This is a genomic window from Rathayibacter sp. VKM Ac-2805 (assembly GCF_009834265.1).
In the GTDB taxonomy this organism is placed as follows: domain Bacteria; phylum Actinomycetota; class Actinomycetes; order Actinomycetales; family Microbacteriaceae; genus Rathayibacter.
The window spans coordinates 1,420,963-1,447,571 of the sequence record NZ_CP047185.1 but is presented as its reverse complement, the minus strand read 5'-3'; the positions used below and the strand labels follow the sequence as shown (position 1 = coordinate 1,447,571).

The following is a 26,609-nucleotide window of genomic DNA, read 5'->3' as shown; positions in this document are numbered from 1 at the left end:
GCCTCAGGGGGCGAGCGTGCGCAGGCGCTCCAGGAGCCCCTCCGCCGCCTCGTCGAGGAACCGCTGCTGCAGCTCGTCGCCGACCTGGACGAGGGCGATGTCGGTGAACCCCGCCTCGATGTAGGGCACGAAGCTCTGGGCGAGCTCGTCGAGGTCGGGGCCGCAGGCGATCTGCTCGGCGACGTCCTCCGGGCGCACGAACTGGCTCGCTCCGGCGAAGCCGGCGGGGGTCGGCAGATCGGAGTTGACCGCCCAGCCGCCGGCGAACCAGCGGAACTGCTCGTGGGCCAGCGCCACTCCCTGCTCCTTGTCCGGCGCCCAGCAGATCGGGATCTGGCCGATCGTGCGCGAGGGGGCGGCGTCCGCACCGCGGACCGCGGTCCACTGCGAGATCAGCTCGGCGTCGGGCTCGGTCGTGATGAGGTGGTCGCCGATCGGCGCGAAGCGGGCGATCGACTTCTCCCCCGAGACCGCCAGGCCGATCTCGACCGGCGTGTCCGGCAGGTCCCAGATGCGGGCGGAGTCGACGCGGAAGTACTCGCCCTCCCAGGTCACCAGCTCGCCGGTGTGCAGCTCGCGGATGAGGTGGACGGCCTCCTCGAGCATGTCCTGGCGCACGGCGACCGAGGGCCAGCCCTCGCCGACGACGTGCTCGTTGAGGTTCTCGCCCGAGCCGAGGCCGAGCGTGAAGCGGTCGTCGGAGAGGATCGCGAGCGTCGCGGCCTTCTGCGCGACCACGGCCGGGTGGTAGCGGATGGTCGGCGCGGTGACGTAGGTCGTGAGGTCGATGGTCGACGTGGCCTGCGCGACCGCTCCGAGCAGCGTCCAGGCGTAGGAGGCGTGCCCCTGCTCGGTCAGCCACGGCGAGTAGTGGTCGCTCGAGACCGCGAACTCGAAGCCGAGCCTCTCGGCGTCGACCGCGTAGCCCACCAGCTGCTTGGGTCCGCTCTGCTCGGTCATCAGGGTGTATCCGAATCGCACCATGGTCCGTCCTCGTTCCGCTCGTCGTGGGATGCCCGGGGGCACGTCCCATGGTGGGCGGGGCGCCGGATGCGCGCTAACCCCTTGCCCCGGTCGCGAGCGGCGGCTAGCGCGGTGTCAGACGAAGCGGATGCGGTTCTGCACGCGGGTGCGGACCTCGAACGACTCGCCGTACCCGCCGAGCCGCGGGTCGTCCGTGCCGGAGCGCAGCAGCTGCGGCAGCAGCGAGCGGCGGATGACGACGGCGCCCTGGTGCCTGCCGCGCTCGACCTGCTCGAACGGCTGCTCCAGCGCGTCGTCCGGCACGACCACGACGCTCGTCGAGAAGCGGACGCCCAGCTCGCGGCCGAGACGGCGCGCGGCCTTCGCGAGCGAGGCGATCGGCTTCTCGTCTTCGGCGATCCCGGGGCCCTCCAGCTCGCCCTTCTTCAAGCGGACCGGGTCGCCCCAGTCGGCGGAGGTCAGCGCGAGCAGGCCGGCCGGCCCGAGCACGAGGTGGTCGATCTTGAGCCCGCCGTCGCCGACCGCGACGTCGTTCCAGATCGTGTAGGCGATGCCGAGCGCGCCGACGAGCGCGGCCGTCGCCTCCTCGGCCTGAGCCTTCGCGAGCCAGGAGCGGATCTCGCGAGGAGCGGAGCGGACGATCGCCGGGTCGAAGGGGTCCTCGGTCTCGACGCCGCGGCCGAGCCACTCGCGCACCAGGCGCAGGTAGTACTCGCGCGCCGCGCCTCCCGGGTGACCGTAGGAGCGGGCGCGCACGGCCGAGGCGGTCTGCGGGCGCGGTGAGCCGGTGTACGGCGACTGCGGGGAGGACCTCCCGGGGGCGGGAGCGCCTCGGTCGTAGTCGCCGCGGGCGGAGGCGCTGCCGATCCGCTCCCAGGCGAGCTGCACCGCGTGGAACGACGCGGCGTCGCCTCCCGTGTCCGGATGGGTCTCGCGGAGACGGAGCCGGTACGCCCGGCGGAGCTCGTCGTCGGACGCGGTGGCGGCGACGCCCAGCACCTCGTAGGGGGTGCGGGCGGCGTGGCTGTCGGGCATGTGCTTCCGGGAGGGTCGGGGCGGGGGGTTCCGAGTGTATCGACGCGGGCCGGGCGCCCGGTGGGAGCGCGCACCGCGTCGGCTCGGAACGCGCCGAGCGCCCAGCGGGGGAACGGGCGCCCGGCGGGGGTCAGTGCGCGAGCAGCTCGCGCACCCGCGGGATGACCTGCGTGCCGTAGAGCTCGATGTTGCGCATGATCGCCGGGTGCGGCAGCGTCCCGGCGCTGTACTTGAGGTCGAAGCGGTCGATGCCCAGGGCCTCGACCGTTCGCGCGATCTTCCGGGCGACCGTCTCGGGCGAGCCGAGGTGGATGGCGCCGTCGGGGCCGGCCTCCTCCTCGAAGCGCTCGCGGGTCATCGGGGACCAGCCGCGCTCGCGGCCGATGGCGTCCATCATCGCCTTGTGGTGCGGGAAGTACAGCTCGCGCGCCTCCTCGTCGGTGTCGGCGACGAAGCCGGGCGAGTGCACGGCGACCGGGAGGCGGGGCTGCTCGAGCTGGTCGAGCGCGCGGCCGAAGAGGTCGACGTAGGGGCGGAAGCGGGCCGGCGAGCCGCCGATGATCGCCAGGACGAGCGGGAAGCCGTACCGGGCGGCGCGGACGACCGACTCGGGGCTGCCGCCGACGCCGATCCAGGTGCGGAGGGTGCCGTTGTCGAGGGTCGGGTAGACGCTCTGCTCGGTGAGCGCGGGGCGGGTCGTGCCCTGCCAGGTGACCGGGCCGCCCTGGATCAGGGCGTGGAAGAGGTCGAGCTTCTCCTCGAAGAGGACCTCGTACTGCGCGAGGTCGTAGCCGAAGAGCGGGAAGGACTCGGTGAAGGAGCCGCGGCCGAGGATGACCTCGGCCCGGCCGCCGGAGAGTCCGTCGAGGGTGGCGAAGCGCTGGTAGACGCGCACCGGGTCGTCCGAGGAGAGGACCGTCACGGCGGAGCCGAGGTGGATGCGCTCGGTGCGGGCCGCGATGGCGGCGAGCACGACGTCCGGTGCGCTCACGGCGAAGTCGGCGCGGTGGTGCTCGCCGATCCCGAAGAAGTCGATGCCGACCCGGTCGGCCAGGACTCCCTCCTCGACCACGTCGCGGAGGACCTGGCCGTGCGGCAGCGGGGCGCCGTCGGGGCCGGCGGTGACGTCGCCGAACGTGTCGACGCCGAACTTGACTTCATGCATACTCATGGACTTCTGCAACCTCCGGGGGTCGACGGCTATTCCTGCGGGCGGGGTCCGACGTCCCCGGGCAGGAGCGCGTCGGAAGAGACGATCCCCGCCTCGAGCGCCGGCTCGCGGTAGGCGCGCCCGAGCGAGGCGACGGTGTCGTGCGCGTTCAGGCCGCTCGGGTTCGGCAGCACCCAGAGCGGCGCGCCCGCCACGTCCTCCTCCTGCCTGCCCTGCACCGCCCTGCGGCGTCCGAACGCGATCCGGTAGGCGGTGATGCCGACGACCGCGACGGCCCGGGGCCGCACCCGCTCCACGGTGGCGACCAGCCGCTGAGCGCCCTCGCGCAGCTCCTCCGCGGTCAGCTCGTCGGCACGGGCGGTCGCCCGGGAGGCGAGATTGGTGATGCCGACGCCGCGGGAGACGAGCTCCGCGCGGTCCGCAGCGCTCATCCCCTCGGACACGCGCGGCGCGCGCTCGAGGATCCCGGCCGCGACGAGCGCCGGGTAGAAGCGGTTGCCGGGGTGGGCGAAGTGCGCGCCGGTGGCGGCGGTCCACAGTCCCGGGTTGATGCCGACGAAGAGGAGGCGGACGTCGTCGCCCAGCAGGTCCTCGACGGTGCGGTCCTGGAACGCTGCGAGCTCGGCGCGGGTGAACGGCATGCGACCATCCTGCCGCGGCGCAAGTCCTCTCGGCACGGGGTCGCCGGTGCCAGCATGGAGGCATGACGAACGCATCCCAGGACCACCCGATCCAGCACGGCAGCGACGACGCGCAGCTCGACGAGAAGCTGCGCGGCGTGCTGCTGCAGGTCGCCGGCGACGCCGAGCTGCGACCGGAGGAGGACGTCGAGACCCTGCTGCGCCAGCGCCTGCGCGACACGCGGATCTCGATCTCGGACGAGGCGATCCCGGGACTCGCCAAGCGCATCCCCGGCCTCATGCAGCGCGGGGGCGGCGACGTGAACCCCGGGGCGCACTAGCTCCCAGGGACGGGCGCGGGCCGGGCGGCCGCTCGGACCCGCGCCGGCCCGCGCTACTCGGGGACCGCCGGGCCCTTGCGGTGGTGGTCGAACACCAGGCTCGTGCGCGTCGAGGCCACCGCCGGGTTCGCCGAGAGGTTCGAGACCACGAAGTCCCGCACGTCGCTGGAGTCGCGGACCGCGACGTGGATGATGAAGTCCTCCGAGCCGCCGAGGAAGAACACCTGCACCACCTCGGGCAGCGCGCGGATCTCCTCCGCGAAGCGCGTGATCGCCTGGCGCTGGCCGACGCGGATGCTGACGCTGATCAGCGCCTGCAGGGTCAGGCCGAGCGCCGCCGGGTCGAGCTCGGCGGTGAAGCCGGTGATGACGCCGCGCTCGACGAGGCCCCGGACGCGTGCGACGCAGGTCGACGGGGCGATGCCGGCGCGCTCGGCGAGCCGGCTGTTGGGCGTCCGCGCGTCGGCGCGGAGGAGGCGCACCAGGGTCCGGTCGACCGGATCCAGGTCGTCGAGGTCGTGCAGATCCTTCGGTGGCATGCGCCCGCTCCCTCACTCCGCCGACGAACCTTCGGCCCGTGCGGTGACTTCCGACCGATCCTGCGGAGTTCCTCCGCTCCGGGCACGATCTTCGCACGATGGGGGCAGAGCCGGTGCAGGATCGGCGCCCACCGCCCGCCCCGCGGGCCGCAGCGAAGGAGCCGCCGTGCGCGTCGGGATCCCCACCGAGATCAAGAACAACGAGAACCGGGTCGCCGCCACTCCGGCCGGCGTCCACGAGCTGGTGCGCCGCGGCCACGAGGTCCTCGTCGAGGCAGGCGCGGGCCTGGGCTCGCGCGTGTCGGACGACGACTTCCGCCGCGCCGGCGCCCTCGTCGTCGACGGGCCCGACGAGGTCTGGGGCGAGTCCGAGCTGGTCCTCAAGGTCAAGGAGCCGATCGAGGCCGAGTACCCGCGGATGCGCCGCGACCAGGTGCTCTTCACCTACCTCCACCTCGCCGCCTCCCGCCCGTGCACCGATGCGCTGCTCGCGGCGGGGACGACCTCCATCGCCTACGAGACGGTCCAGCTGGACGACCGGCGGCTGCCGCTGCTCTCGCCGATGAGCGAGGTCGCCGGGCGCCTGTCGATCACGGTCGGCGCCTACCACCTCATGAGTGCCGTCGGCGGACGGGGCACGCTGCTCGGCGGGGTCCCCGGCACTCCGAAGGCGAAGGTCGTCGTGATCGGCGGCGGCACGGCCGGCGAGCACGCCGCGGCGAACGCCCTCGGCATGGGGGCCGACGTCACGATCGTCGACCTCTCGCTCCCCCGCCTCGCGCAGCTCGAGAACCGCTTCCAGGGCGCGATCCAGACCCGCGCCTCCTCGGCCTACGAGATCGCCGCGCAGCTGGCCGACGCCGACCTCGTGATCGGATCCGTCCTCATCCCGGGCGCCAAGGCGCCGAAGCTGGTCACGGACGAGATGGTCGCCACGATGAAGCCGGGCTCGGTGCTGGTCGACATCGCGATCGACCAGGGCGGCTGCTTCGAGGGCTCGCGGCCGACCACCCACGACGACCCGGTGTTCCCGGTGCACCAGAGCGTCTACTACTGCGTCGCCAACATGCCCGGCGCCGTCCCCGAGACCTCGACCCGTGCGCTCACCAACGCGACGCTCCCCTATGCGGTCGCGCTGGCCGACCGCGGGTGGCGGGCCGCCCTGGCCGCCGACCCGGCGCTCGCCCGAGGCCTGAGCACCCACGACGGCCGGGTGACGAACGCCGCCGTCGCCGCGGCCTTCGACCTCCCGACCGTGCCGGTGGAGTCGCTGCTGGGCTAGGCGCCCGCGGGCGCGAGGCCGAGCCCTCCGAGGATCTCGGCGATCTCCTCCTCCGGAGCGCCGCCCACGTCGACCGTGACGTGGAGCTCGTCGTCACCGAGGGGCTCGAGCGCCTCGAACTGCGAGTCGAGCAGCGTGGTCGGCATGAAGTGGCCGACCCGCGAGGCGAGCCGCCCGGCGATCCGGTCCCTCGATCCCGCGAGGTGCGCGAAGACGAGGTCGTCGCGGCGGAGGACGTCGCGGTAGCGGCGGCGCAGGGCCGAGCAGGTCACGACGACCGAGCCGCCCGCGGCGATCCGCTGGTCCACCACGCGGGCGATCTCGGCGAGCCAGGGCGCCCGGTCCTCGTCGGTCAGCGGGATGCCGGCGTGCATCTTGTCGACGTTCGCCTGCGGGTGCAGGTCGTCCCCCTCGAGGAACTCCCAGCCGAGTCGGCGCGCCAGGAGCGACGCGACGGTCGACTTGCCGCTGCCGGAGACGCCCATGACGACGACGGCGCGGACGGGGACGGTGGGAAGAGCGGTCATCAGATACCTCCTACGAAGAGACCGATCAGGAGGACCCCGGCGAGCCCGGTCACCGAGACCAGGCACTCCATCACGGTCCAGGTCTTGAGCGTCTGGCCGATGCTGAGCCCGAGGTACTCCTTCACCAGCCAGAACCCGGCGTCGTTGACGTGCGACAGGAACACCGAGCCGGCGCCGATCGCGAGCACCATGAGGGCGACCATCGGCCCGTCCATGGTCTCGGTCAGCGGCTGGAGGATCCCTGCGGCGGTCACGGTGGCGACGGTCGCGGAGCCGGTGGCCACGCGGATCACGACGGCCACGAGCCAGGCGAGCAGCAGCGCCGAGGCGCCACTCCCTTCCGCGAGCTGGGCGACCACCCCGCCGATCCCGGTGTCGACGAGGACCTGCTTGAAACCGCCGCCCGCGCCGACGATGAGCAGGATGCCCGCGATCGGCGGCAGCGAGCTCGAGAGCGAGGCCTGCAGCTCGGTGCGGTTCATCCGGCCGCCGCGTCCGAGCAGGACCAGACCGGCCAGGAGCGCGATCCCCAGCGCGATGGTCGGTGTGCCGAGGAAGTCGAGGGCGCCCTTCCAAGCGTCCGTGGATCCGGGGGCCGCGATGTCGGCGATCGCCTTGCCCAGCATCAGCACGACCGGCAGCAGGATGCTCGCGACGGCGGCGGCGAAGCCCGGGCGGTGCTCGCGCGTCTCGCCCGCGCCCTCGCCGAAGAGCGGCGGCGTCTCCACCGGCGCCCAGCGGGCGGCGACCCGGCCGAAGAGCGGGCCGGCGACGACGACGGTGGGGATCGCGACCAGGACGCCGAACGCGAGGGTCACGCCGAGGTTCGCGCCGAGCGCGTCGATCGCGACCAGCGGTCCGGGGTGGGGCGGGACGAGGCCGTGCATCACCGAGAGGCCGGCGAGCGTCGGGATCGCCACCTTCATCAGCGGCAGACCGCTCCGGCGGGCGACCAGGATCACGACCGGGATCAGCAGCACGAGCCCGACCTCGAAGAACATCGGCAGCCCGATCAGCGCGCCGACGAAGCCCATCATCCAGGGCAGCGCGCGAGTGCTCGAGCGGGCGATGAGGGTGTCCACGATGCGGTCCGCGCCGCCCGAGTCGGCGAGGAGCTTGCCGTACATCGCGCCGAGGCCGATGAGGATGCCGACGCCACCCATGGTGTTGCCGAACCCCAGCGCGAAGCTGGCGACCGCGTCCGCCGCCGCCAGCCCCGCGATCAGGCCCGTGGTCAGCGCTCCGATCAGCAGGGAGACGAAGGGGTGCAGCTTCAGCCAGGTGATCAGCACGACGATCACGGCGATGCCGACGACGGCGGCGAGGATCAGCTGCCCCTGCCCGGCGGTGGTGGCGGGGGCGTCCCCGGCGGCGGCGCGGAGGGCGGGGAGGAGGGTCGGTGTCATGAGCGTCCTTGGTCGAGCCGACGGCCAGCGGCCGGCTTTTGTCCGACATAACCTGCGTGTGTCCCGATCATGCCCGAAGATCGGCCGGGGCGCGACTCCGGCGATGGCAGGATGACCGCATGCCCGCGCCGACGCCCTCACTGCACCACTCGGTGCTGGACGAGCTCGGCTCGCAGATCGTGCGCGGCGAGCTCGCGCCGGGCACCACCTTCAGCGCCGACGAGCGTGCGGAGCGGCGCGGGGTCTCCCGCTCGGTGATGCGGGAGGCGGTGCGCGTCCTCGAGACGCTCGGGCTCGTGACGTCCCGCCGCCGCGCGGGGACGCGGGTCCAGCCTCCGGAGTGCTGGAACGCCCTGGACACGCGGGTCGTCGCATGGGGACTGGACGGCCCGGACCGGCGGCGCCAGCTGCACCAGCTCAGCGAGCTCCGACTCGGGGTGGAGCCGCTCGCCGCCCGGCTCGCAGCGGCGAACGCGACCGAGGAGCAGCGGCGGGCGCTCACGGAGGCGGGCGACGCCCTCTCCACCCACTCCCGCGCAGCCGACCAGTCCGCCTACCTCGCCGCCGACACCGCCTTCCACCGCTCCCTCCTGGCCGCGTCCGGCAACCGGATGCTCGCGCAGCTGGGCGATCTGGTCGCCGAGGTCCTCGCCGGCCGCACCCGCAATGCGCTCATGCCGCGCGAGGCCGACTCCACCGCGGTGCGGCTGCACCGGGCGGTGGCCGCCGCCGTCGCCTCGGGCGACGCGGACGCTGCGGAGGCCGCGATGCGGGCGATCGTCGAGGAGTCGGACCGGGCGGTGCAGGAGAGCTGACGGGGTTGCACGCCCGCAGCGTCGCGCGCACAGTGGAGCGCATGGTCGAGGGATACACGTCCGCGCAGGTGCGGGCCGCCGAGGCTCCGCACCTGGCCCGGCGGGAGCCGCTGATGCAGCGCGCCGCCGACGGCCTCGCCCGCGAGCTGCGTCTCGTGCTCGCCGGGCGCTCCGACCGCTCCCGTCCGGCCTCGGTGCTCGTCCTGGTCGGTCCGGGCGACAACGGCGGTGACGCGCTCTACGCGGCCGCCGAGCTCTCCTCCTCCGGAACCGACGTCGTCCTCGTCCTCACGGCCGAGCGGGTGCACCGCCGGGGCCTCGCCGTGGCGCTCGACGAGGGCTGCGGGCAGGTGCCGGCCGACGACGCGCCCGGCCTCGCCGCGGCGGTGGCGCGGGCGGACGTCCTGGTCGACGGGATCCTCGGCATCGGAGCGACGGAGCCCGCGCTGCGGGGACGGCCGCGCGTCGTCGTCGAGGCGGTGCTCGACGCGCTGGAGCGGCGGGCCGAGCGCCCGGTGGTCGTCGCGGTCGACCTGCCGAGCGGCGTCCATCCCGACGACGGGTCGGTCCCCGATCCCACCGTGCTGCGCGCCGATGTGACGGTCGCCTTCGGCGCGATCAAGGCCGGTCTGCTGCTGCCTCCGGGCGACTCCTACGCGGGCCGTCTGCGCCTGGTCGACATCGGCCTCGGCCCGGACCTGGCCGGAGTGGAGCCCGCGGTCCGCGAGTGAGCGAGCGGCTCAGGAGGGAGCGAGGAGGTGCGCCTTCTCGGGGTGCTGCTCGAACCACTGCCCGACGTACCAGCACATCGGCACGACGCTCCGCCCGCCGGCGGCCTCGATGTCGGCGACGGCGAAGGAGACCAGCTCCCCGGCGAGCCCGCGGCCTCGGAAGGGCGGGGTCGTGAAGGAGCGGACGAGGGAGACGCTGCCGGGCGCCTCGCGGTAGTCGAGGACGCCCACCAGGGCGCCGTCGAGGTGGAGCTCGTAGCGCGACGCGTCGTCCGCCCGGCGGAAGTCCTTGGCCATGCCTCCAGAGTAGGACGGCCCGGACGGATCAGGCCTCGTCGCCGAGCATCTCGCCGTCGACGTAGAGCCAGCGACCGTCCTCGCGCAGGAAGCGGCTGCGCTCGTGCACGAGGCCGGGGCCGGCGGGCGAGCGGTAGGAGGCGCGGAACTCGACCAGGCCCTCCTCGTCGCCCTCCCCGCCGAACGAGGTGTCGACGATCTGGAGCCGGCGCCACTGCACGTCGGGATCGAGGTCGATGCGGCGCGGCCGGGTCGAGGGGTGCCAGCTCGCGAGCAGGTAGGGAGCGCTGCCGAGGACGTTCGCGCTGTAGCGGCTGCGCATCAGGCGCTCCGCCGTCGGCGAGGGCTCCTCGCCGAGGTGGGCGGGGCGGCAGCAGTCGGCGTAGTGGCGGCGGCTTCCGCAGGGGCAGGAGTCGGCGGGGTGCATCCGGCCAGTGTGGCAGGCGTTGCGGCGCCCCCGGCCCGGCGCGGCTCCGGCGAGCGCCGCGACTCCCCGGGCCGTCCAGGTGTGCATCCCCTCCACATCCGCTCCGCCGCCTTGAGGGTGCCGCCGGATCCCGGCAACGTGGCCCCCTCATCGACCACGGACGGAAGGAACGACCCGATGCTCACGCTCACCGACAACGCCAGCACCGTCGTCAAGACCATCACCGGGCAGACCGAGACCCCCGTCGAGGGAGGCCTGCGCATCAGCGGCACCGATCTCGACGCCCGCAACTTCGCTGTCGCGGTCGCCGCGGCCCCCGAGACGACGGACGCCGTCGTGGAGCAGGACGGAGCGCGCGTGTTCCTCGACGTCGCCGCCTCCGTCGCTCTCGGCGACAAGGTCCTCGACGCGCAGGTGGACGAGGGCGGCTCCGTCAGCTTCGGGATCGCTCCGCAGGGCTGACCCCGTCGACCCGGAGGCCGCCCCCACCGCAGTGCGGGAGGGCGGCCTCCGGCGTCCCCGGAATCAGGAGAGGATGTCGCGAGTGGTGAAGCGGCCGATCGCGAGCGACCCGAACACGGCGACGTAGGCGAGCTGGAGCAGCGCGTTCTCGCCGAAGGAGCTCCACGCGATCGGGTCGCGCAGGAGGTCGGCGAAGTCGAACCACCGGTCCGTCAGCAGGAACGGGTGGAGGGCGTCCAGCTGCGAGAGCGAGCCGACGATCTGCGCCGCGATGGAGACGACGACGGTGGCCGCCATGGCGCCGACCGGCACATCGGTCAGCGTCGAGATGAAGAGGCCGATCGCCGAGAGCCCGACGAGCGAGAGCGCCGCGTACACGGCGATCGCCAGGGCCCGGCCGATCGCGTCGCCGAGCGGGACGGTGCTGCCGGAGAGGAGCGTCACCGGTCCCGCCGGGAAGAGCGCCAGGCCGATCAGGATCCCGACCACCATGACGGTGAGTGCTGCGGCGAGGCAGAAGGCGAGGGAGGCGGCGAACTTCACCGCGAGCAGCCGCACGCGGCCGACGGGGCTGACCAGCAGGTAGCGCAGCGTCCCGAGCGAGGCCTCGCCCGCGATCGCGTCGCCGGCGACGACCCCGACCGTGAGCGGGAGGAACAGCGGGACGGCGACCGTGATGGCCGCGAAGCCGGTGAAGAGGCCGTTGCCGGCGATCGCGCCCACGAAGGAGGGCCCGCCTCCGTCGCCGCCCGAGAGCCGCACCGCGACGGCGAGCAGGATCGGGATGGCGGCCAGGGCCGCGAGCAGCGCCCAGGTGCGGCGCCGGCGGAAGAGCAGAGCGAGCTCGGAGGCGAGCAGCGACCCGATCCCTGCGCGGCGCACGGTCGCGTCAGCGCTCGACATCGAAGCCCTCCCCGGTCAGCTCGACGAAGCGCTCCTCGAGCGAGGGGCGTCGGACGGCGAAGCCGCGGACGCGGACGTCGGCCCGCACGAGGTCGGCCACCAGCGTCTCGGCCGCGAGTCCGGGCGGCAGTGCGGCGACGACCAGCGGCGGATCGGCGGGGTGCGGGCCCGGCGCGGTGCGCGGCTCCAGACCCCGGGTGTGCAGGGCCACGATCGCGCGCTCGCGGTCGGGCGTCAGCAGCTCGACCGAGGCGGCGTCCCCGCGCAGCTCGTCCAGCCCGCCCTGGGCGACGAGGCGCCCTGTGCTCATGACGGCGGCGTGGGTGCAGAGCTGCTCGATCTCGGCGAGGAGGTGGCTGGAGACGAGGACGGTCGTGCCGTCCTGGTTCAGTCCGCGCACGAGGGCGCGGACCTCGCGGGTGCCCTGCGGGTCGAGGCCGTTCGTGGGCTCGTCCAGCACGATCAGGTCGCGCGGCGAGAGGAGGGCGACCGCGATGCCGAGCCGCTGCTTCATGCCCAGGGAGTAGGAGCCGACCTTCTTGCGCGCCGCGGCCGAGAGGCCGACGCGGGCGAGGGCCTCCTTCGCGCGGGTGTCGCGGGTGCGGGACGAGGCGCCCGCCTCCGCGGCGTCGAAGCGCCGGAGGTTGGCCGCTCCGGAGAGGAACGGGTAGAAGCCCGGCCCCTCGACCAGCGCCCCCACCCGGGGCAGGACCTCGGCCGCGCGCCGGGGCATGGCCTGCCCGAGGACGGTGATGCTGCCCGCGGTCGGCGCGGCGAGGGCGAGCAGCATCCGGATCGTCGTGGTCTTGCCCGAGCCGTTCGGGCCGAGGAAGCCGAAGACGGCGCCGCGGGGAACGGCGAGGTCGAGACCGGAGACCGCTTCCTGCCGCCCGAAGCGCTTGGTGAGGCCCCGCGTCTCGACTGCGAGCTCGCCCGCCGTCACCGAGCGGAGGCCGCGTCGCGGAGCGCCTCGGCCGGGACCGCGCCGACGAGGACGCGTCCGTCGTCGGTGACGAGGACGGTCAGCAGGGCGGAGGAGAGGATGCGGCCGCCGTCGACCGGCGTGGTGACCGCGTCGAGCGAGGAGAGCGCGTCGGCGTCACCGGCGGGCAGCTCGACGACGCTCGTCCAGCCGGAGCCCGTGGTGACGACGTCGGAGTGCCCGGTGGTGTCCGCGGCGGGCGCGTCGGAGGCGTCCGCCTCGTCGTCGACCGGAGCGGCCTGCTCCGTCACGCCGGCGCCGGCCGGGGGCGTGAAGGAGAAGAGGGACGCGTCGGGCGTCGCGAAGTCGATGCTCGTGTACGCGACGCTGAACGCGGGCGCGGTGCCCCCGCGGGCCGTCACCGCCACTCCGAGCGGGAGGCCCGTCTCGCCGTCGACCGAGACGGTCACGGAGCCCACGAGGGTGCCGCCGTCGCGGGGCGTGAGCACGAGCTCGTACGCGTCGCGCCCGGCGACGCTGACGTCCGAGCCGACCGCGACCGTGGTCGTCGGGTCGATCGCGGCGAGCAGCTGCTCGGCGGCGGACGACGGCGTCACGACCTGATCGCCCGGCGAGGCCTCGGGGGCTCCGCCCGCGGGAGGCACGAGGTGGGTGGCGGTGTTCGCGCTCGAGTCGTAGATCCAGACTCCGTCGGTCGTCGAGGCGACGACGTCGCGCTCGGCCAGCCGGTCGAGCACCTGGAGGCGCGCGCCCTTCTCGGCGTCGACGTACACGCGCGCCTGGTGCGAGCCGGTGGCGAGCTCGACGAGGGAGTCGGTGGGGTCGGCCGACGCCGAGCCGGCGGAGCCGCCGAGCGCCGAGAGGTCGGGCAGGCCGAGGTCCGAGGTCTGCTGGATCTCGCCGGAGAACGCCGTGGCGTCGCTCTCGGCGACGAAGGCGAGGAGGTCGGCGGCGGACTTCTCGGGGAGGTCCCCCGCGGCGCTCGCCGAGAGGGGGAGGGCGACGGCCGCGGCGACGACGACCGCGGGGACGACGGCGACGGGCGTCCAGCGCTTCCAGTCAATGCTCATGCCGGGAACGCTACGCCTCGAACCTCCGCGGCGGGCCCGGAACGTCCCGGTCCACAGCCATCCGGAAGGGGGTGCGGTCGGAGACCGCGGCCGGGATGATCAGGGCATGGACCTCCCGTTCGCGCTCCCCGTCGCCCCGATGCTCGCCAAGGCCGTTCCGGCGGTGCCGGAGCAGACCGCCGTCGCGGGCGGATACTCCTACGAGCCGAAGTGGGACGGGTTCCGCGCGATCGTCTCGGTCTCCGGCGGGGAGTGCGAGATCGGGAGCCGCGGCTCCAAGCCGCTGACCCGGTACTTCCCCGAGCTCGTCGAGGCCTTCCTCCGGCTGCTCCCCGACGGCTGCGTGGTCGACGGCGAGATCGTCCTGGCGACCGGCGAGCCGGGAGCGCAGCGGCTCGACTGGGACCTGCTCTCGCAGCGCATCCATCCGGCCGCGAGCCGCGTGAGGATGCTGGCGGAGACCACCCCGGCGATGCTCGTCGCCTTCGACCTGCTCGCCGTGAACGGGCGCAGCATGCTCGAGGAGCCGTACTCGGCGCGGCGGGAGGCGCTCGCCGCGGTGATGGCCGGCGTCCCGCATCCGCTGCACCTCGGCCGCGCCACCGACGACGAGGCCCTGGCGCGCGACTGGCTGGAGCGCTTCGAGGGCGCAGGACTGGACGGCGTCGTGGCGAAGCCCCTGGCCGCGCCCTACTCCCCCGGGAAGCGCGCCGTGCTCAAGGTCAAGCACCACCGCACGGCCGACGTGATCGCGATCGGGTACCGCGAGCACGCCTCCAAGCCGGGCGTGGGCTCGATCCTGCTCGGCCTGCACGGCGACGACGGAGAGGTCCGCCAGGTCGGCGGGGCCTCGGCCTTCAGCGACGAGCGTCGCGTGGAGCTGCTGGAGGAGCTCGCACCCGCGGTCGAGCGCGACGCGGGGGGAGCGCCGGTGCGCGGCGAGGGCGAGCGGAGCCGGTTCTCGAGCGGCCGCGACACCTCCTTCGTGCGCCTGCGTCCCGAGCTCGTGCTCGAGGTCCGCTACGACCAGCGCGAGGGCGACCGCTTCCGGCACACCGTGCAGTTCGAGCGCTGGCGCCCGGACCGCGACGCCGCCTCCTGCACCATGGAGCAGCTGGAGCAGCCGACCGCGTACGACCTCGGCGACGTCCTCGGCTAGGCCTTCTTCGCGCGGCTGGGCTGCACGCGGGGCGGCTCGCCCGGCATCTTGGGGAAGTCGGGCGGGAACGGCAGCTCGCCGAGGCCGGCGGCGACATCGCGCTCCCACCAGCCGAGCAGGGCGTCGAGGCGGCCGGGGGCGTCGTGCATCCGGGCCCACGGATCACCGCGCTCGGCGAGGCGCGCCGGGACCGTGCGGATCGTGAAGGCCCGCGGGTCGACGCCGTCGAGCTCGTCCCAGTCCAGCGGAGTGGAGACGGGAGCGTGCGCGAGCGGCCGCGGGCTGTAGGCACCGGCGATCGTGCGGTCGCGGTTGGCCTGGTTGAAGTCGACGAAGATCCGCTCGCCGCGCTCCTCCTTCCACCACGCCGTCGTGACCTGCTCGGGCATCCGCCGCTCCAGCTCGCGCGCCGCGGCGATCACCGCGTGGCGGACGTCGAGGAACTCGTGCTCGGCGACGATCGGCGCGAAGACGTGCAGGCCGCGGTTGCCGGACGTCTTCACGAACGGGTCGAGGCCGGCCTCCCGCAGGACCTCCCGCAGCGCGTGCGCGGCGACGACCGCGTCGGCGACGTCGGTGCCGGGCTGCGGGTCGAGGTCGATCCGGAGCTGGTCGGGCAGGTCGGGCGCATCGGCGCGGGACGCCCACGGGTGGAAGACGACGGTGTTCATCTGCGCCGCCCAGACGGCGGCCGCGGGCTCGTCGATCACGAGCTGCGGATGCACCCGCCCGCTCGGGTACGTCACCGGGACGGACCGGACGTACTCGGGCGCGCCCTTGGGCGGGTTCTTCGAGAAGAACTGCTCGCCCTCGATCCCGGAGGAGAAGCGCTGCAGCGAGACGGGGCGGCCGCCGTTCGCCGCGACGAACGGCTCGCCGACGGCGATCAGGTACTCCGCGATCTCGCGCTTGGTGATGCCCGGCTCCGGGAAGAGCACGCGCTCGGGGCTCGAGATCCGCACCTCCCGGTCGCCGTGCGGTCCGGGGACGGTGAGGACGACGGCGTCGCTGCTGGGCATCTGCTGAGGCTAGCCCGCGGAGCCGCCCGGCGACAGGGGTCCGCCGGGGCGCCGCCGCAGCCGGATCGGGCCCTTCGCCCGCGAGGGGTCGACGACCTGTCCGCCCTGCACGATGTCGATCTCGCCCCGGTCGACCAGGCGGCGCGCGGCCCGGCGCACGGGCTCCATCAGCGGCCGCCACTCCTCGCCGCCGACCCGGCGCGCGACCTCGGACGGGCACGCCGTCGACGACGCCGCTCGCGCGAGCAGGACGGTGCGGATCTCCTCCTCGAGCCGCGCCTCCTCCGGTCCGACTCCGCGACGGCGGCAGGCGTCCGAGCAGTAGCGGACGTCCTCCCAGTCCCGTGCCCACTTCGCGCGCCACTCGATCTCGCGACCGCAGGAGGCGCAGGTCTTGCTCTCGGGATGTGCGGTGGACGTGCGCTGACGGTGGGCCATGCCCTCGAGTCTGCGCGCAGACCGCGGCCGCGGCGACGGGTTGCGCTGAGGGCGAGCGACGGGCGCGCGGAGGCCGGCGCCGACGACGGGCACCCGATCCGGCGTGATCGGGAACAGGGAGCGGCGGATCGGCGTTCCCCGAGGTGGCGGCGTCATACTCCGCAATGGGGCGGCCCTCCCCCGGCCGGTGCGCCAGTCTGGAGGGGCCGTGCTGCGGCGCGACGGCGGGCCACCACCCCGTGCCGCACCCTCGATCGATCAGGAGTCTCCGATGAGCCGCGAGAACCTCGCCACCACCCCGGACCGCGAGCCGGAGCACCGCGCCTTCGCCGGACTCTCCCCGGAGGACTTCAAGCTCGCGTTCCGCAACCACGCCGCCGGAGTCGCGCTGATCACCGCCGACCCGGGCACCGGCCCGGTCGCCCTGACCGCGACCTCCGTCTTCTCGGTGAGCGCCGAGCCGCCGCTGTTCGTCTTCTCGCTCTCGTCCGCCTCGTCCAGCTCTCCGGCCATCCAGGCGTCCGAGACGCTGGTCGTGCACCTGCTCGGGGCGGAGCAGCTCGACCTGGCGCGTCTGGGCTCGACCAGCGGCATCGACCGCTTCGCCGACACGTCGCTCTGGTCGCGGCTGCCCACGGGCGAGCCGTTCTTCCCGGGCGCCGCCGCCTGGATCCGCGGCACGGTGATCAACCGCATGGAGGCGGGATCGTCCACGATCGTCGCCGTGCACGCCCTCGAGGCCCACGTGCCCGAGGACTCCGAGACCACGGCGCCGCTCGTCTACCACAACCGCACCTGGCACCACCTCGGCGAGCACTCCCGCCTCAGCTGAGCTCCGCGGGCGCTCCGGAGCAGGCGGTTCAGGCCTCCGGGCCGGTCGCCACCGTCCGGCCCGGCGTGCTCGACCACTGCGACCAGGAGCCCGGGTAGAGCGCCGGTGCGAAGCCCGCGAGCGTGAGCGCGACGACGTCGACCGCGGCCGAGACGCCGCTGCCGCAGTACACGCCGACGGGGGCGTCCTCCCGCACGCCGAGCGCCTCGAATCCCGCGCGCAGGTCCGAGGCGGGCCGGAACCGCCCCTCGGAGTCGAGCGCCGCGGACGCCGGAGCGTTCCGAGCGCCGGGGATGTGGCCCGCCCGCGGGTCGATCGGCTCGACCTCGCCGCGGTACCGCTCAGGGGCGCGGGCGTCGAGCAGGACGCCCGCCGAGGGCAGCGCCGCCGCCTCGTGGATGTCCAGCACCGGGAGCCGACCGTAGGCCAGCTCGACGTCGCCCCGCTCGCGCGGGACGTCGCCCGTCTCGAGCTCCCGCCCGGAGCGGATCCAGCCGGCGAGCGACCCGTCGAGCAGGCGGACGTCCTCCACTCCCGTCGCCCGCAGCAGCCACCAGGCCCGTGCGGCCGGGACGCTCTGCGCGTCGTCGTACACGACGACGGACCGGCCCCGGCGGAGCCCCCAGCCGCGCGCCGCCTCCTGCAGCACCTCGATCGGAGGCAGCGGGTGGCGCCCCTCCTCCGGCTCGCCGTGGGCGGCCAGCTCGTGATCGAGGTCGACGTGCACCGCGCCGGGCAGGTGGCCCGCGAGGTACTCCGGGCGGCCGTCGGGCCGGTCGAGGCGCCAGCGCACGTCGAGGACGAGCGGCGGCTCAGTGGAGGCCATCAGCTCGGCGAGCTCGTCAGGGGTGACCAGCAGGCTCTCGCGGCTGGAGGGGGTCGTCGGGGTCATGGCGTCCTTCCGGTCCGCGTCGTCGGCGGAGTCCTGCCCCAGCATGCCGGGTCGCCCGGCGGCGCGGGAGCTCGCGCGGCAGCGGAGCATCAGTGCGCAAGGCGCCTTGTCGATGGTCGTCCGCCGGAGAGCCTCTCGCGCAGGCGGGTCGTGTTCACCACTCGAGACCCGCGGGCGCGGCCCGGAGGCCTGCAGGGGACCGCTCGGGCCTGAGAGAGGAGGGCGAGGCTCTCGACGTCGGAGGACGGCCGAAGGCCCGCCCTCCGGCAGGGCGGGGCGGGCCTTCGTACACGATCGAATGCGATCTCGGAGTGTCAGTACGGGTAGTCCTCGCAGGCGACACCGTTCGGAGGACGGTTCTCGTCGAGTCGGGCGAAGTCGCCGTACCACTGCGCCCAGTACTCCAGGAACGCCTGCGCCTCCTGCTGGCTGCTGAAGTCTCGGCAGTCCCGATCGGCGGGACGCGGGGGCGGATTGCCGCCGGGCGCCGGTGCCGGCGCCGGTGCCGCGGCCTGCGTGCTCGCCCAGAGTGCGCGGCCCTGCGGCGAGTAGATCACCAGATTGCCGTCGTTCTGCATGACCATCCGGGAGCCCGGGCTGCCCGCCGTGCCGGACTGCCAGCGCGCTCCGCCGGAGCCCGCGTAGACCACGGCGTTGCCGTCGGACTGCATCTCGAGGCGGTTGCCGCCTCCGGACGTGCCGGCCGCCCAGCGGGCCGAGCCGCGCGAGTAGACGACGAGGTTGCCGTCGCCCTGCATGACCGCCTCGCTTCCTCCGTCGGAGGAGCGCAGCAGCTGTCCGGACGTGAGCCGGCTCCCGGAGGAGAGGGTGTCCCGGACGGCGGGCGCGGGCGGCGCCGGAGGGGTGTCGCTCGCCCACAGCGCGCGGCCCGAGGCGGAGTAGACGACCAGGTTGCCGTCGTTCTGCATCTGCAGGCGGGATCCCGGGTTGCCCGCCGTACCCGAGGCCCACAGGGGTCGGCCCGAGGCGGAGGTGACCACGGCGTTGCCGTCCGACTGCATCGAGAGCGTCTCGCCCTCGCCCTGGGTGCCGGCGCCCCAGCGGACGTCCCCCCGCGAGTAGACCGCGAGATTGCCGTCGCCCTGCAGGGAGGCGCGCGACCGGCCGTCCGGAGAGGTGAGCTGCTGTCCCCGGCTGAGCCGCGAGCCGGAGGAGAGGACGTCGCGGATCTCAGGCGCGCGCGAGGTCGAGCTCGCCCAGAGCGGCCGTCCGGAGGCGGCGGTGATCACCAGGTTGCCGTCGTTCTGCATCCGCATCCGCGCGCCCGGGTTCCCGGGCGTTCCCGCCTGCCAGCGCACGCCGGACCCGGGGGCCGAGACCACCGCGTTCCCGTCGGTCTGCATCGCGAGGCGGTTGCCCGCTCCGGAGGTGACGGAGCTCCAGCGCGGCGATCCGTCCACGTAGACGACGAGATTGCCGTCGCTCTGCATCGCGGCGCGCGAGCGGCCGTCGGAGGCGGTCAGCTGCTGTCCCGGAGAGAGCTCGCGCCCGCTGTCGAGGACGTCGGCGATCGGCTCCGGCTCGGGCTCCTGCTCGTCGGCCGAGGACCAGGCCGTGTCCCCGTTCGGGCGGACGAGCACGAGCTGCCCGTCGTCCTGGATGAGGGCGAGCGCGCCGGTCTCTCCCGCGGTCCCGGACGCCCAGACGGGCGTGCCGGAGCCGGTCACGACGACGAGGTTGCCGTCCTCCTGCATCCGCACCGTGGTCGCTCCGGTGCCCTGGGTCCTGGTGCTCCAGACGGGGCGGCGCCCGGCGTCGTAGATCACGGCGTTGCCGTCCGCCTGCATCTCGAAGCTCGCGGAGTCTCCGTTCGAGAAGATGCGCTCGCCCGCGTCGAGCGAGTCGCCGCCGAGGAGGGCGTTCGTGTAGGTCTGCGATCCGCGCGCCTCTGCGGGCGGAGTCTCCCCCGGGACGAAGGCGGTCGGAGTCTCGGCGACGGCCTGCGTCGCGAGGGCGGACGGCGCCAGAGCGGCGGAACCGCCCGCGGCGAGCAGGCAGGCGAGGGCCATCGCCGCGAGGCGATGAGGAGGTCGTGGCACGGAGAGCCCTTTCGGAGGCGGCGGCGGCGGCGGAAGCCGAGGTCGAGCGGAGCCTGGCACGCGCTCGCCACGGCCGTCCATCCGGGCCGCGCGGAACTACCCAGCCGGAGCGGGCGATCCGCGCCGGCTGCGCGGGCGCCGCCTCCGGACCACGGAGCCTCCGGCCGGCTCGCGCGCCCCGGTCGGGGGCGGCGGCGATCGACGCGGATCGACGGAGGACGTGCTCCCACGGCCGGAGCGCACCCCGCGCGGGCGCCCCGGGAGGCGGCTCGGACCTCCCGCGGCACGGAGGAGGTCCCCGTTCCTCCTAAAATCGGAGGCATGTCGAAAGTGTTGAGCAGTCTGCCCGTGGGCGAGCGTGTCGGAATCGCATTCTCGGGAGGCCTCGACACATCCGTCGCCGTCGCCTGGATGCGCGAGAAGGGCGCGGTGCCCTGCACGTACACGGCCGACATCGGCCAGTACGACGAGCCCGACATCGAGAGCGTCCCGTCCCGCGCGGCCCAGTACGGCGCCGAGATCTCGCGCCTCGTCGACGCGAAGAGCGCGCTGGTCGAGGAGGGGCTCGTCGCCCTGCAGTGCGGCGCCTTCCACATCCGCTCCGGCGGCAAGACCTACTTCAACACCACCCCCCTCGGCCGCGCCGTGACCGGAACCCTCCTCGTCCGCGCCATGCGCGAGGACGGCGTCGACATCTGGGGCGACGGCTCGACCTACAAGGGCAACGACATCGAGCGGTTCTACCGCTACGGCCTGCTCGCCAACCCCCGCCTGCGCATCTACAAGCCCTGGCTCGACGTGCAGTTCGTCAACGAGCTCGGCGGCCGCACCGAGATGTCGGAGTGGCTGGTCGCCCGCGGCTTCCCCTACCGCGACGCCACCGAGAAGGCCTACTCGACCGACGCCAACATCTGGGGCGCCACCCACGAGGCCAAGCGCCTCGAGGAGCTCTCCAGCGGCCTCGAGCTCGTCGAGCCGATCATGGGGGTCGCGTCGTGGCGCGACGAGATCGAGATCGCCTCCGAGGTCGTCTCGGTGCGCTTCGAGGCCGGCCGCCCCGTCGCGCTGAACGGCGTCGAGTTCTCGGACGCCGTCGCGCTCGTGCTCGAGGCGAACGCGATCGGCGGACGCCACGGGCTCGGCGTCTCGGACCAGATCGAGAACCGGATCATCGAGGCCAAGAGCCGCGGCATCTACGAGGCCCCCGGCATGGCGCTGCTGCACATCGCCTACGAGCGCCTGCTGAACGCGATCCACAACGAGGACACCGTCGCCCAGTACCACTCGGAGGGCCGCCGTCTCGGCCGCCTGATGTACGAGGGCCGCTGGCTCGACCCGCAGTCGCTGATGCTGCGCGAGTCCATTCAGCGCTGGGTCGGCTCGGCCGTCTCCGGGGAGGTCACCCTGCGTCTGCGCCGCGGCGACGACTACACGATCCTCGACACGACCGGCCCCGCGCTGAGCTACCACCCGGACAAGCTCTCGATGGAGCGGGTCGGCGACGCCGCCTTCGGCCCCGAGGACCGCATCGGGCAGCTCACGATGCGCAACCTCGACATCGCCGACTCCCGCTCGCGGCTCGAGCAGTACGCGGCCGCCGGCCTCGTCGGCGGTCCGACCGCCGAGCTCGTCGGCGAGCTCGAGATCGGCGAGGCCGATGCGATCACCGAGGGCGGCGGGTCCGCAGCGGCCGATGCGCTCGGACGCGCCACCGACCTGGCCTCGGAGGGTGCGGCGTTCGACGCCGGAACCGACTGACCCCGCCCGTCCGACGCCCCCGCGCGCATCCGTCCCACCGGGACGCGAGGCGCACGGGGGCGTCGTGCTGTGCGGGCCGACCCGGCGCGCCGGGTGCGAGGGCGGGCCCGGCGCGAGAGCGGTGCTCCGGCGTTCGTCGCGCCGGCCGTCAGGGCGCGGAGGATCGGACGAGCGCGAGCGCGGCGTCCACGGTGGCGAGCGACTGCGCCGGATCGACGCGGGCCAGCACGAGCGCGGCCACCAGGAGCGACACGAGGACGTCCGCCTGAGCCGACGCCCACGCCTGCGCGTCGGGCCAGCGGGCCAGCGCTCCGGCGCGCAGTGCGCCCAGCAGCTCGGCCCGGTAGTCGGCGATCACCTCGCGCACGGCGTCGTCGCGCGCGATCGGCGCGCCCGCGGCGTTGAGCAGCAGGCAGCCGCTCCTCGCGGAGAGCGTGCGGGAGTCGGCGAGCGCCGCCCGCAGCCCGGTGAAGTACTCCTCGAGCGCCGTCGGCGACGCCCCTTCCGGATCGACGAGCGGGGCGAGCCGGGGCCGCACCACCTCGTCGAGGTAGCTCTGCACGGCAGCGTCGAAGAGCCCGCGCTTGCTGCCGAAGGCGTGGTAGAGGCTGGAGCGGCGCAGTCCGGTCGCGGACTCCAGGTCCGGGAGCGACGCCTCCTCGAAGCCGCTCTCCCAGAAGACGGCGCGGGCGGCGCGGACGACCTGCTCGGTGTCGAAGCCCTGCGTGCGACCCACGGTGCTCCTCCTGAGGGGTGACAGCTGCGGCGCCGCACTGGCGCGGACCGCTCGCTCCAGTATATTGTGGACTGGTCGTTACACAATCGGTGCGGAGCCCTCCGCATCACGACCATCGCCTGGAGGCCCGCCGTGATCGTTCTCGGACTGGTGCTCGCCGCTCTCGCCGCGGCGCTGCACGTCTACATCTTCGTGCTCGAATCGGTCCTCTGGACGACCTCGCGCGCCCGATCGACGTTCGGCACGACCGCCGGCGAGGCGGAGGCGACGAAGGAGATGGCCTACAACCAGGGCTTCTACAACCTCTTCCTCGCCGTCGTCACCGTGGCGGGCATCGTCGCCGTCGCGATCGGCGCCACCGCCGTCGGCGCGGCCCTCGTGTTCGCCGGCGCCGGATCGATGGTCGCCGCAGCACTCGTCCTGCTCCTCTCCGCTCCGACCAAGCGCCGCGCCGCGCTGACCCAGATGACCCCGGGTCTGCTCGCCCTGATCGCTCTCGCCGTCGGCCTCGCACTCTGATCGCCTCCGCTCCACCACCACGAAAGGCCCCATGAGCACCGTCACCAGCACCCAGATCCAGCTCGTCCGCCGACCCGACGGCTGGCCCGTCGCCGAGGACTTCCGGACCGCGACCGTCGAGTACGGCGACCCGGCCGCGGGCGAGATCCGCGTCGAGAACGCCTTCCTCTCGGTCGACCCCTACATGCGCGGCCGCATGAACGACGTCAAGAGCTACACCCCGCCCTTCGCCCTCGGTGAGACCATGACCGGCGGTGCCGTCGGCCGGGTGACCGTCTCCGACGACCCCGCGTTCCCCGTCGGCAGCGCGGTCCTGCACCAGCTCGGCTGGCGCGACGTCGTGCAGGCCGAGTCGTCGCAGTTCCGCGTCGTCCCCGAGATCCCCGGAGTGCCGCTCTCGCTCCGCCTCGGCATCCTCGGGATGACCGGACTCACCGCGTACGTCGGGCTGACCGCCATCGCGGGCATGAAGGAGGGCGACACCGTCTTCGTCTCGGGCGCCGCGGGTGCCGTCGGCTCGGCCGCCGGCCAGATCGCGCGCCTCCTCGGAGCCGAGCGGGTCGTCGGATCCGCGGGCTCGGCCGAGAAGGTCGCCCTGCTGACCGAGAAGTACGGCTACGACGCCGCCTTCGACTACCACTCCGGCCCGGTCCGCGAGCAGCTGGCCGAGGCCGCGCCCGACGGGATCGACGTGTACTTCGACAACGTCGGCGGCGACCACCTCGAAGCGGCCCTCGACGCCTTCCGCGACGGCGGCCGCGCGGCGCTCTGCGGAGCGATCGCCGGCTACAACAGCACCGAGAAGACGCCCGGCCCCGACAACATGGCGAACATCATCACCCGCGGTCTCACGCTGCGCGGATTCACGCTGTCCGGCTACCTCGACCACGCGCCGGAGTTCAACCGGCTGATGGCCGGCTGGTTCGCCGACGGAGAGATCGCCTACGACGAGACCGTCGTCGACGGCATCGACCACGCCGTGGACGCGTTCCTCTCGATGATGCGCGGCGGCAACACCGGGAAGATGGTCGTCCGCGTCTAGCGCCGACCCCGGTGCGGCGGGCGCGAGGAGGGGCACCTCCGGACGCCCGCCGCGTCCGTCCTCCGCCTCCCTGTCCGGGATCTCCGAGCATGCTCGCGGATCCGCGGGGCCGTTCGGTCCGGGCGGTGGCAGACTGCGGACATGAGCACGTTCTCGCACCGGACCGGCGCCTCCGCGCTGGCAGCAGCAGCACTCGTCCTCGTCCTCACCGGCTGCGCGGGCAGCGGCGGAGCCACGTCCGCGCGGACGCCGCTCCCGACGCCGACCGCGACCGCGACCCCGACGTCTTCGCCGACTCCCGCTCCGACGCCGACTCCCACCGTGACCGTGACGGTCACGGCGACCCCCGAGCCCTCGTCGACCGGTTCTCCCGCCGCGGATCCGGCGGCGGCGCGCTGCACGGGCTCCGACCTGACGATGGAGTACCGCCCCGACCCCGACGCGTCGGGTGCCGGGAACAGCGCCTTCGACCTCGTGCTCACCAGCACCTCCTCCTCGGACTGCGCTCTCGCGGGCATCCCCGGCGTCTACGCGACCGATGCCGACGGGAACCGGATCAGCGCGGTCGCCGACGCGTCCGGCCCGAACCCCGATGCTCCCGTGATCCTCGTCCCCGGCGCCCGGGCGGACGTCCGGGTCGCCTGGCACTCCCCCGGCGCCTACGGCTGCGCGGTCGGGACCTCCGCGTACCTCGTCGCCGAGGTCCTCGACGCCCCGGACGGCGCGGTCCGCGCCCCCGCCGAGCTCCAGGTGTGCACCGACGGCACCGTGATGATGGACGCCTCCGCCTACGCGCTGCTCTGAGCCCTCCCCGAGCGCGCACGCCTCCCGCGCGGCCCGCTCACCGGGCGCGACCCCTTGACCGGGCGCGGCGCAGCCGGGACCCTCGCACTACACGTCCCCACCCCACCCCGGAGGTCACCATGAAGGTCGGCTCACTCATTCTCCGTCTCGCCGTCGGCGGGCTCTTCGTCGGACACGGTCTGCAGAAGCTGCGGGGCTCGTTCGACGGCCCCGGCCTCGACGGCACCGAGCAGATGATGTCGAGCCTGGAGATGCACCCGGCCCGGCGCAACGCCGTCGCCGCAGCGGTGACCGAGACGGCCGGAGGCGCCGCTCTCGCCCTCGGCGCCGCGACTCCGCTCGCCGCCGCCGGACTCGTCGCCACGATGGTCACCGCCGTGCGCAAGGTGCACTGGAGCAACGGCCTGTGGAACGCGGGCGGCGGGTGGGAGTACAACGCCGTCCTCGTCGCGGCGACGGCCGCGATCGTCGCGGACGGCCCCGGCGCGCTCTCGTTCGACGCCCTGATCGGCAAGCGCAAGTGGGGAGCCGGCTGGGCGCTGTTCGCCCTGATCGGCGGAGCGGCTGCGTCGACCGCCCTGATCGAGGCCGGGCGACGCGCCGCGCCGATCGGAGCGGGCACCTCCGGCTCCGACGACGACGGGTCGGACGACGACGGCGCCGACTCGACCGCCTCGTAGCCCCGCTCCGCCGCACTGTGCGGGCGCGGTAGCGTCGGAGGCGTGACCGAGACACGCGCCTCCGACCCCGACCGCCCCGAGACCGACGCGCTCGCCCTCTGGCTCGCGGCGGTCGAGCGCCTCGACGCTCAGGACGACCCGGACGGCGTCGTCGAGCGGATGCGCGTCCTCGCAGCCCGCTACCCGGGACACGACGGAATCGCCGCTTTCGAGTTGGGCGGCGCCCTCGACAGCGCGGGACACGAGGCGGAGGCGGCGGTCGAGTACGAGCGCGCCCTCGCCGCCGGCCTGGATGACGAGCGGCGGGCGCGGTTGACGATCCAGTACGCCTCGACACTCCGGAACCTCGGCCGCACCGATGAGGCGATCGACCTCCTCGCCGGCGCCGCTGCGCACCCCGCGGTGGGCTCCGCGCGGGAAGTGTTCCTCGCGCTCGCCCTGCACAGCGCCGGGCGCGTCGACGAGGCCCTGCGGATCGCGCTGGAGGCGCTGGCTCCGGTGCTCCCCCGGTACCAGCGCTCCGTCCGCGCCTACGCCGCCGCCCTCACCGACCCCGAGCAGTAGCGCGGAGGCTCGGCGCGGCGAGCGCCGAACCTCCATGGGCGCCGACTCAGTCCTCGAGCAGGATCGCGTCGATCTGCCCCATCGCCTGGCGGAGTCCCTCCTCCATGCCCATCTGAACCATCTGCTCGAGCTGCTCGACCGACTCGAAACGGCTGCGGAGGACCATCCGCGTGCGTCCCGGCTCGATCTCGTCGAGGGTGACCGTGGCCCGGGTGATCCCCAGCGCGTCGACCGGGTCGCCCCGCTCGTCGGCGAAGCCGTCCTCGAACTCGAACCGCGTCGGCTCCTCCACCCGGGTCACGCGCCACCAGCCGCGCGCCTGCTCGCCGTCCGGTCCCGTCATGACGTAGGCGCTCCGTCCGCCCTCGACCGGCTCGTGCCGCTCGAAGGTCGCCGGCCAGGTCGGCGGCCCCCACCAGCGCTCGAGGCGGCGCGCATCCGTCCAGAGGAGCCAGACGCGCTCGATCCCCGCGTCGAACTCGGCGGTCACGGTCAGGGTCAGTTCCTCGATGTCCTTCACGGACTGCAGCACGCTCATCGCGCCTCTCCCTCC

31 protein-coding genes are annotated in these 26,609 nt (G+C 74.1%); 13 read left to right on the top strand and 18 right to left on the bottom strand.

Features of this window, described 5'->3' with window-relative positions:
• Positions 1 to 3: 3 nt before the first annotated feature.
• The 4 genes from GSU40_RS06750 to GSU40_RS06735 form a co-directional block, all read right to left on the bottom strand.
• Positions 4 to 984: a TIGR03557 family F420-dependent LLM class oxidoreductase gene (locus tag GSU40_RS06750; protein WP_160034200.1), complete on the bottom strand. Its 981-nt coding sequence runs from the start codon at positions 982 to 984 to the stop codon at positions 4 to 6.
• Between the two features lie 114 nt (positions 985 to 1,098).
• Positions 1,099 to 2,019, bottom strand: a complete 921-nt coding sequence (locus GSU40_RS06745; protein WP_104247154.1) for a DnaJ domain-containing protein — start codon at positions 2,017 to 2,019, stop codon at positions 1,099 to 1,101.
• 130 nt (positions 2,020 to 2,149) lie between these two features.
• On the bottom strand, positions 2,150 to 3,184 hold the full coding sequence (locus GSU40_RS06740; protein WP_104225389.1) for an LLM class flavin-dependent oxidoreductase: 1,035 nt from the start codon (positions 3,182 to 3,184) through the stop codon (positions 2,150 to 2,152).
• 35 nt (positions 3,185 to 3,219) lie between these two features.
• Positions 3,220 to 3,831: a mismatch-specific DNA-glycosylase gene (locus GSU40_RS06735; RefSeq protein WP_104222562.1), complete on the bottom strand. Its 612-nt coding sequence runs from the start codon at positions 3,829 to 3,831 to the stop codon at positions 3,220 to 3,222.
• Between the two features lie 62 nt (positions 3,832 to 3,893).
• Here GSU40_RS06735 and GSU40_RS06730 point away from each other — a divergent pair, with 62 nt between their 5' ends.
• Complete coding sequence (locus tag GSU40_RS06730; RefSeq protein ID WP_104222561.1) at positions 3,894 to 4,151, top strand: hypothetical protein; 258 nt, start codon at positions 3,894 to 3,896, stop codon at positions 4,149 to 4,151.
• Between the two features lie 53 nt (positions 4,152 to 4,204).
• Here GSU40_RS06730 and GSU40_RS06725 read toward each other — a convergent pair whose 3' ends face one another.
• Positions 4,205 to 4,690, bottom strand: coding sequence for an Lrp/AsnC family transcriptional regulator (locus GSU40_RS06725; RefSeq protein WP_104222560.1), 486 nt, complete (start codon positions 4,688 to 4,690; stop codon positions 4,205 to 4,207).
• A gap of 166 nt (positions 4,691 to 4,856) precedes the next feature.
• On the opposite strand from GSU40_RS06725, the gene ald reads away from it, so the two are divergent.
• Entirely contained in the window at positions 4,857 to 5,972 is a 1,116-nt protein-coding gene (ald, locus tag GSU40_RS06720) for an alanine dehydrogenase (RefSeq protein ID WP_160034198.1), read from the top strand.
• On the opposite strand, the gene GSU40_RS06715 is transcribed toward ald, so the two are convergent.
• Entirely contained in the window at positions 5,969 to 6,499 is a 531-nt protein-coding gene (locus GSU40_RS06715; RefSeq protein WP_104225392.1) for a gluconokinase, read from the bottom strand. The genes ald and GSU40_RS06715 overlap by 4 nt on opposite strands.
• Positions 6,499 to 7,905, bottom strand: coding sequence for a gluconate:H+ symporter (locus tag GSU40_RS06710; protein WP_104273301.1), 1,407 nt, complete (start codon positions 7,903 to 7,905; stop codon positions 6,499 to 6,501). The genes GSU40_RS06715 and GSU40_RS06710 overlap by 1 nt, the downstream gene beginning before the upstream one ends.
• Before the next feature lie 119 nt (positions 7,906 to 8,024).
• Between GSU40_RS06710 and GSU40_RS06705 the strand changes: the two genes are divergently transcribed.
• Both GSU40_RS06705 and GSU40_RS06700 read left to right on the top strand, forming a co-directional pair.
• Positions 8,025 to 8,720 (top strand): FCD domain-containing protein, encoded by a 696-nt coding sequence (locus tag GSU40_RS06705; protein ID WP_104225394.1) that lies wholly within the window; start codon positions 8,025 to 8,027, stop codon positions 8,718 to 8,720.
• Between the two features lie 41 nt (positions 8,721 to 8,761).
• Positions 8,762 to 9,451, top strand: coding sequence for an NAD(P)H-hydrate epimerase (locus tag GSU40_RS06700; protein WP_104267409.1), 690 nt, complete (start codon positions 8,762 to 8,764; stop codon positions 9,449 to 9,451).
• 9 nt (positions 9,452 to 9,460) lie between these two features.
• On the opposite strand, the gene GSU40_RS06695 is transcribed toward GSU40_RS06700, so the two are convergent.
• A complete protein-coding gene (locus tag GSU40_RS06695; protein ID WP_104225396.1) occupies positions 9,461 to 9,748 on the bottom strand; it encodes a GNAT family N-acetyltransferase in 288 nt (95 codons plus the stop codon).
• Positions 9,749 to 9,776: 28 nt separating this feature from the next.
• Positions 9,777 to 10,262 (bottom strand): YchJ family metal-binding protein, encoded by a 486-nt coding sequence (locus tag GSU40_RS06690; RefSeq protein ID WP_244229621.1) that lies wholly within the window; start codon positions 10,260 to 10,262, stop codon positions 9,777 to 9,779.
• A 90-nt stretch (positions 10,263 to 10,352) separates the two neighbouring features.
• On the opposite strand from GSU40_RS06690, the gene GSU40_RS06685 reads away from it, so the two are divergent.
• Positions 10,353 to 10,637, top strand: coding sequence for a hypothetical protein (locus GSU40_RS06685; RefSeq protein ID WP_104225397.1), 285 nt, complete (start codon positions 10,353 to 10,355; stop codon positions 10,635 to 10,637).
• Positions 10,638 to 10,700: 63 nt separating this feature from the next.
• Here the strand turns inward: GSU40_RS06685 and GSU40_RS06680 are convergent, their stop codons facing one another.
• From GSU40_RS06680 to GSU40_RS06670, 3 genes are read right to left on the bottom strand one after another with little or no spacing between them, the layout of a single operon-like run.
• Positions 10,701 to 11,540: an ABC transporter permease subunit gene (locus GSU40_RS06680; protein WP_104247161.1), complete on the bottom strand. Its 840-nt coding sequence runs from the start codon at positions 11,538 to 11,540 to the stop codon at positions 10,701 to 10,703.
• The gene (locus GSU40_RS06675; protein ID WP_160034196.1) at positions 11,527 to 12,483 is read right to left on the bottom strand and encodes an ABC transporter ATP-binding protein; all 957 of its coding nucleotides are present in this window, start codon (positions 12,481 to 12,483) and stop codon (positions 11,527 to 11,529) included. Before GSU40_RS06675 ends, GSU40_RS06680 begins: the two co-directional genes overlap by 14 nt.
• Complete coding sequence (locus tag GSU40_RS06670) at positions 12,480 to 13,553, bottom strand: DUF2092 domain-containing protein (protein ID WP_160034194.1); 1,074 nt, start codon at positions 13,551 to 13,553, stop codon at positions 12,480 to 12,482. The genes GSU40_RS06675 and GSU40_RS06670 overlap by 4 nt, the downstream gene beginning before the upstream one ends.
• Before the next feature lie 106 nt (positions 13,554 to 13,659).
• On the opposite strand from GSU40_RS06670, the gene GSU40_RS06665 reads away from it, so the two are divergent.
• Complete coding sequence (locus tag GSU40_RS06665; protein ID WP_160034192.1) at positions 13,660 to 14,712, top strand: ATP-dependent DNA ligase; 1,053 nt, start codon at positions 13,660 to 13,662, stop codon at positions 14,710 to 14,712.
• Here GSU40_RS06665 and ligD read toward each other — a convergent pair.
• A complete protein-coding gene (gene ligD, locus GSU40_RS06660; protein WP_208543369.1) occupies positions 14,709 to 15,731 on the bottom strand; it encodes a non-homologous end-joining DNA ligase in 1,023 nt (340 codons plus the stop codon). The genes GSU40_RS06665 and ligD overlap by 4 nt on opposite strands.
• Before the next feature lie 9 nt (positions 15,732 to 15,740).
• A complete protein-coding gene (locus tag GSU40_RS06655; protein WP_160034190.1) occupies positions 15,741 to 16,169 on the bottom strand; it encodes a DUF2256 and DUF3253 domain-containing protein in 429 nt (142 codons plus the stop codon).
• Between the two features lie 271 nt (positions 16,170 to 16,440).
• Between GSU40_RS06655 and GSU40_RS06650 the strand changes: the two genes are divergently transcribed.
• A complete protein-coding gene (locus GSU40_RS06650) occupies positions 16,441 to 17,001 on the top strand; it encodes a flavin reductase family protein (protein WP_104222547.1) in 561 nt (186 codons plus the stop codon).
• Between the two features lie 28 nt (positions 17,002 to 17,029).
• Here GSU40_RS06650 and GSU40_RS06645 read toward each other — a convergent pair whose 3' ends face one another.
• Both GSU40_RS06645 and GSU40_RS06640 read right to left on the bottom strand, forming a co-directional pair.
• Positions 17,030 to 17,893 (bottom strand): sulfurtransferase, encoded by an 864-nt coding sequence (locus tag GSU40_RS06645; RefSeq protein WP_160034188.1) that lies wholly within the window; start codon positions 17,891 to 17,893, stop codon positions 17,030 to 17,032.
• Between the two features lie 314 nt (positions 17,894 to 18,207).
• Positions 18,208 to 19,923 carry a hypothetical protein gene (locus GSU40_RS06640; protein ID WP_160034186.1) on the bottom strand — a complete coding sequence of 572 codons (1,716 nt, stop codon included), beginning with the start codon at positions 19,921 to 19,923 and terminating at the stop codon, positions 18,208 to 18,210.
• Between the two features lie 351 nt (positions 19,924 to 20,274).
• On the opposite strand from GSU40_RS06640, the gene argG reads away from it, so the two are divergent.
• The gene (gene argG, locus GSU40_RS06635; RefSeq protein WP_160034184.1) at positions 20,275 to 21,711 is read left to right on the top strand and encodes an argininosuccinate synthase; all 1,437 of its coding nucleotides are present in this window, start codon (positions 20,275 to 20,277) and stop codon (positions 21,709 to 21,711) included.
• A gap of 148 nt (positions 21,712 to 21,859) precedes the next feature.
• Here argG and GSU40_RS06630 read toward each other — a convergent pair whose 3' ends face one another.
• Positions 21,860 to 22,447 (bottom strand): TetR/AcrR family transcriptional regulator, encoded by a 588-nt coding sequence (locus tag GSU40_RS06630; RefSeq protein WP_160034182.1) that lies wholly within the window; start codon positions 22,445 to 22,447, stop codon positions 21,860 to 21,862.
• A 132-nt stretch (positions 22,448 to 22,579) separates the two neighbouring features.
• Here GSU40_RS06630 and GSU40_RS06625 point away from each other — a divergent pair, with 132 nt between their 5' ends.
• The 5 genes from GSU40_RS06625 to GSU40_RS06605 all read left to right on the top strand — a co-directional run bounded on the left by GSU40_RS06625 (position 22,580) and on the right by GSU40_RS06605 (position 26,056).
• Positions 22,580 to 22,966, top strand: a complete 387-nt coding sequence (locus GSU40_RS06625) for a DUF1304 domain-containing protein (RefSeq protein ID WP_159939487.1) — start codon at positions 22,580 to 22,582, stop codon at positions 22,964 to 22,966.
• 31 nt (positions 22,967 to 22,997) lie between these two features.
• The gene (locus tag GSU40_RS06620) at positions 22,998 to 24,008 is read left to right on the top strand and encodes an NADP-dependent oxidoreductase (RefSeq protein WP_104222542.1); all 1,011 of its coding nucleotides are present in this window, start codon (positions 22,998 to 23,000) and stop codon (positions 24,006 to 24,008) included.
• A gap of 141 nt (positions 24,009 to 24,149) precedes the next feature.
• Complete coding sequence (locus tag GSU40_RS06615; RefSeq protein ID WP_160034180.1) at positions 24,150 to 24,812, top strand: DUF4232 domain-containing protein; 663 nt, start codon at positions 24,150 to 24,152, stop codon at positions 24,810 to 24,812.
• A gap of 119 nt (positions 24,813 to 24,931) precedes the next feature.
• Complete coding sequence (locus tag GSU40_RS06610) at positions 24,932 to 25,492, top strand: DoxX family protein (protein ID WP_160034178.1); 561 nt, start codon at positions 24,932 to 24,934, stop codon at positions 25,490 to 25,492.
• A gap of 42 nt (positions 25,493 to 25,534) precedes the next feature.
• Positions 25,535 to 26,056 carry a tetratricopeptide repeat protein gene (locus GSU40_RS06605; protein WP_244229620.1) on the top strand — a complete coding sequence of 174 codons (522 nt, stop codon included), beginning with the start codon at positions 25,535 to 25,537 and terminating at the stop codon, positions 26,054 to 26,056.
• A 46-nt stretch (positions 26,057 to 26,102) separates the two neighbouring features.
• Here GSU40_RS06605 and GSU40_RS06600 read toward each other — a convergent pair whose 3' ends face one another.
• Positions 26,103 to 26,594, bottom strand: coding sequence for an SRPBCC domain-containing protein (locus tag GSU40_RS06600; RefSeq protein WP_160034176.1), 492 nt, complete (start codon positions 26,592 to 26,594; stop codon positions 26,103 to 26,105).
• Positions 26,595 to 26,609 lie beyond the last annotated feature (15 nt).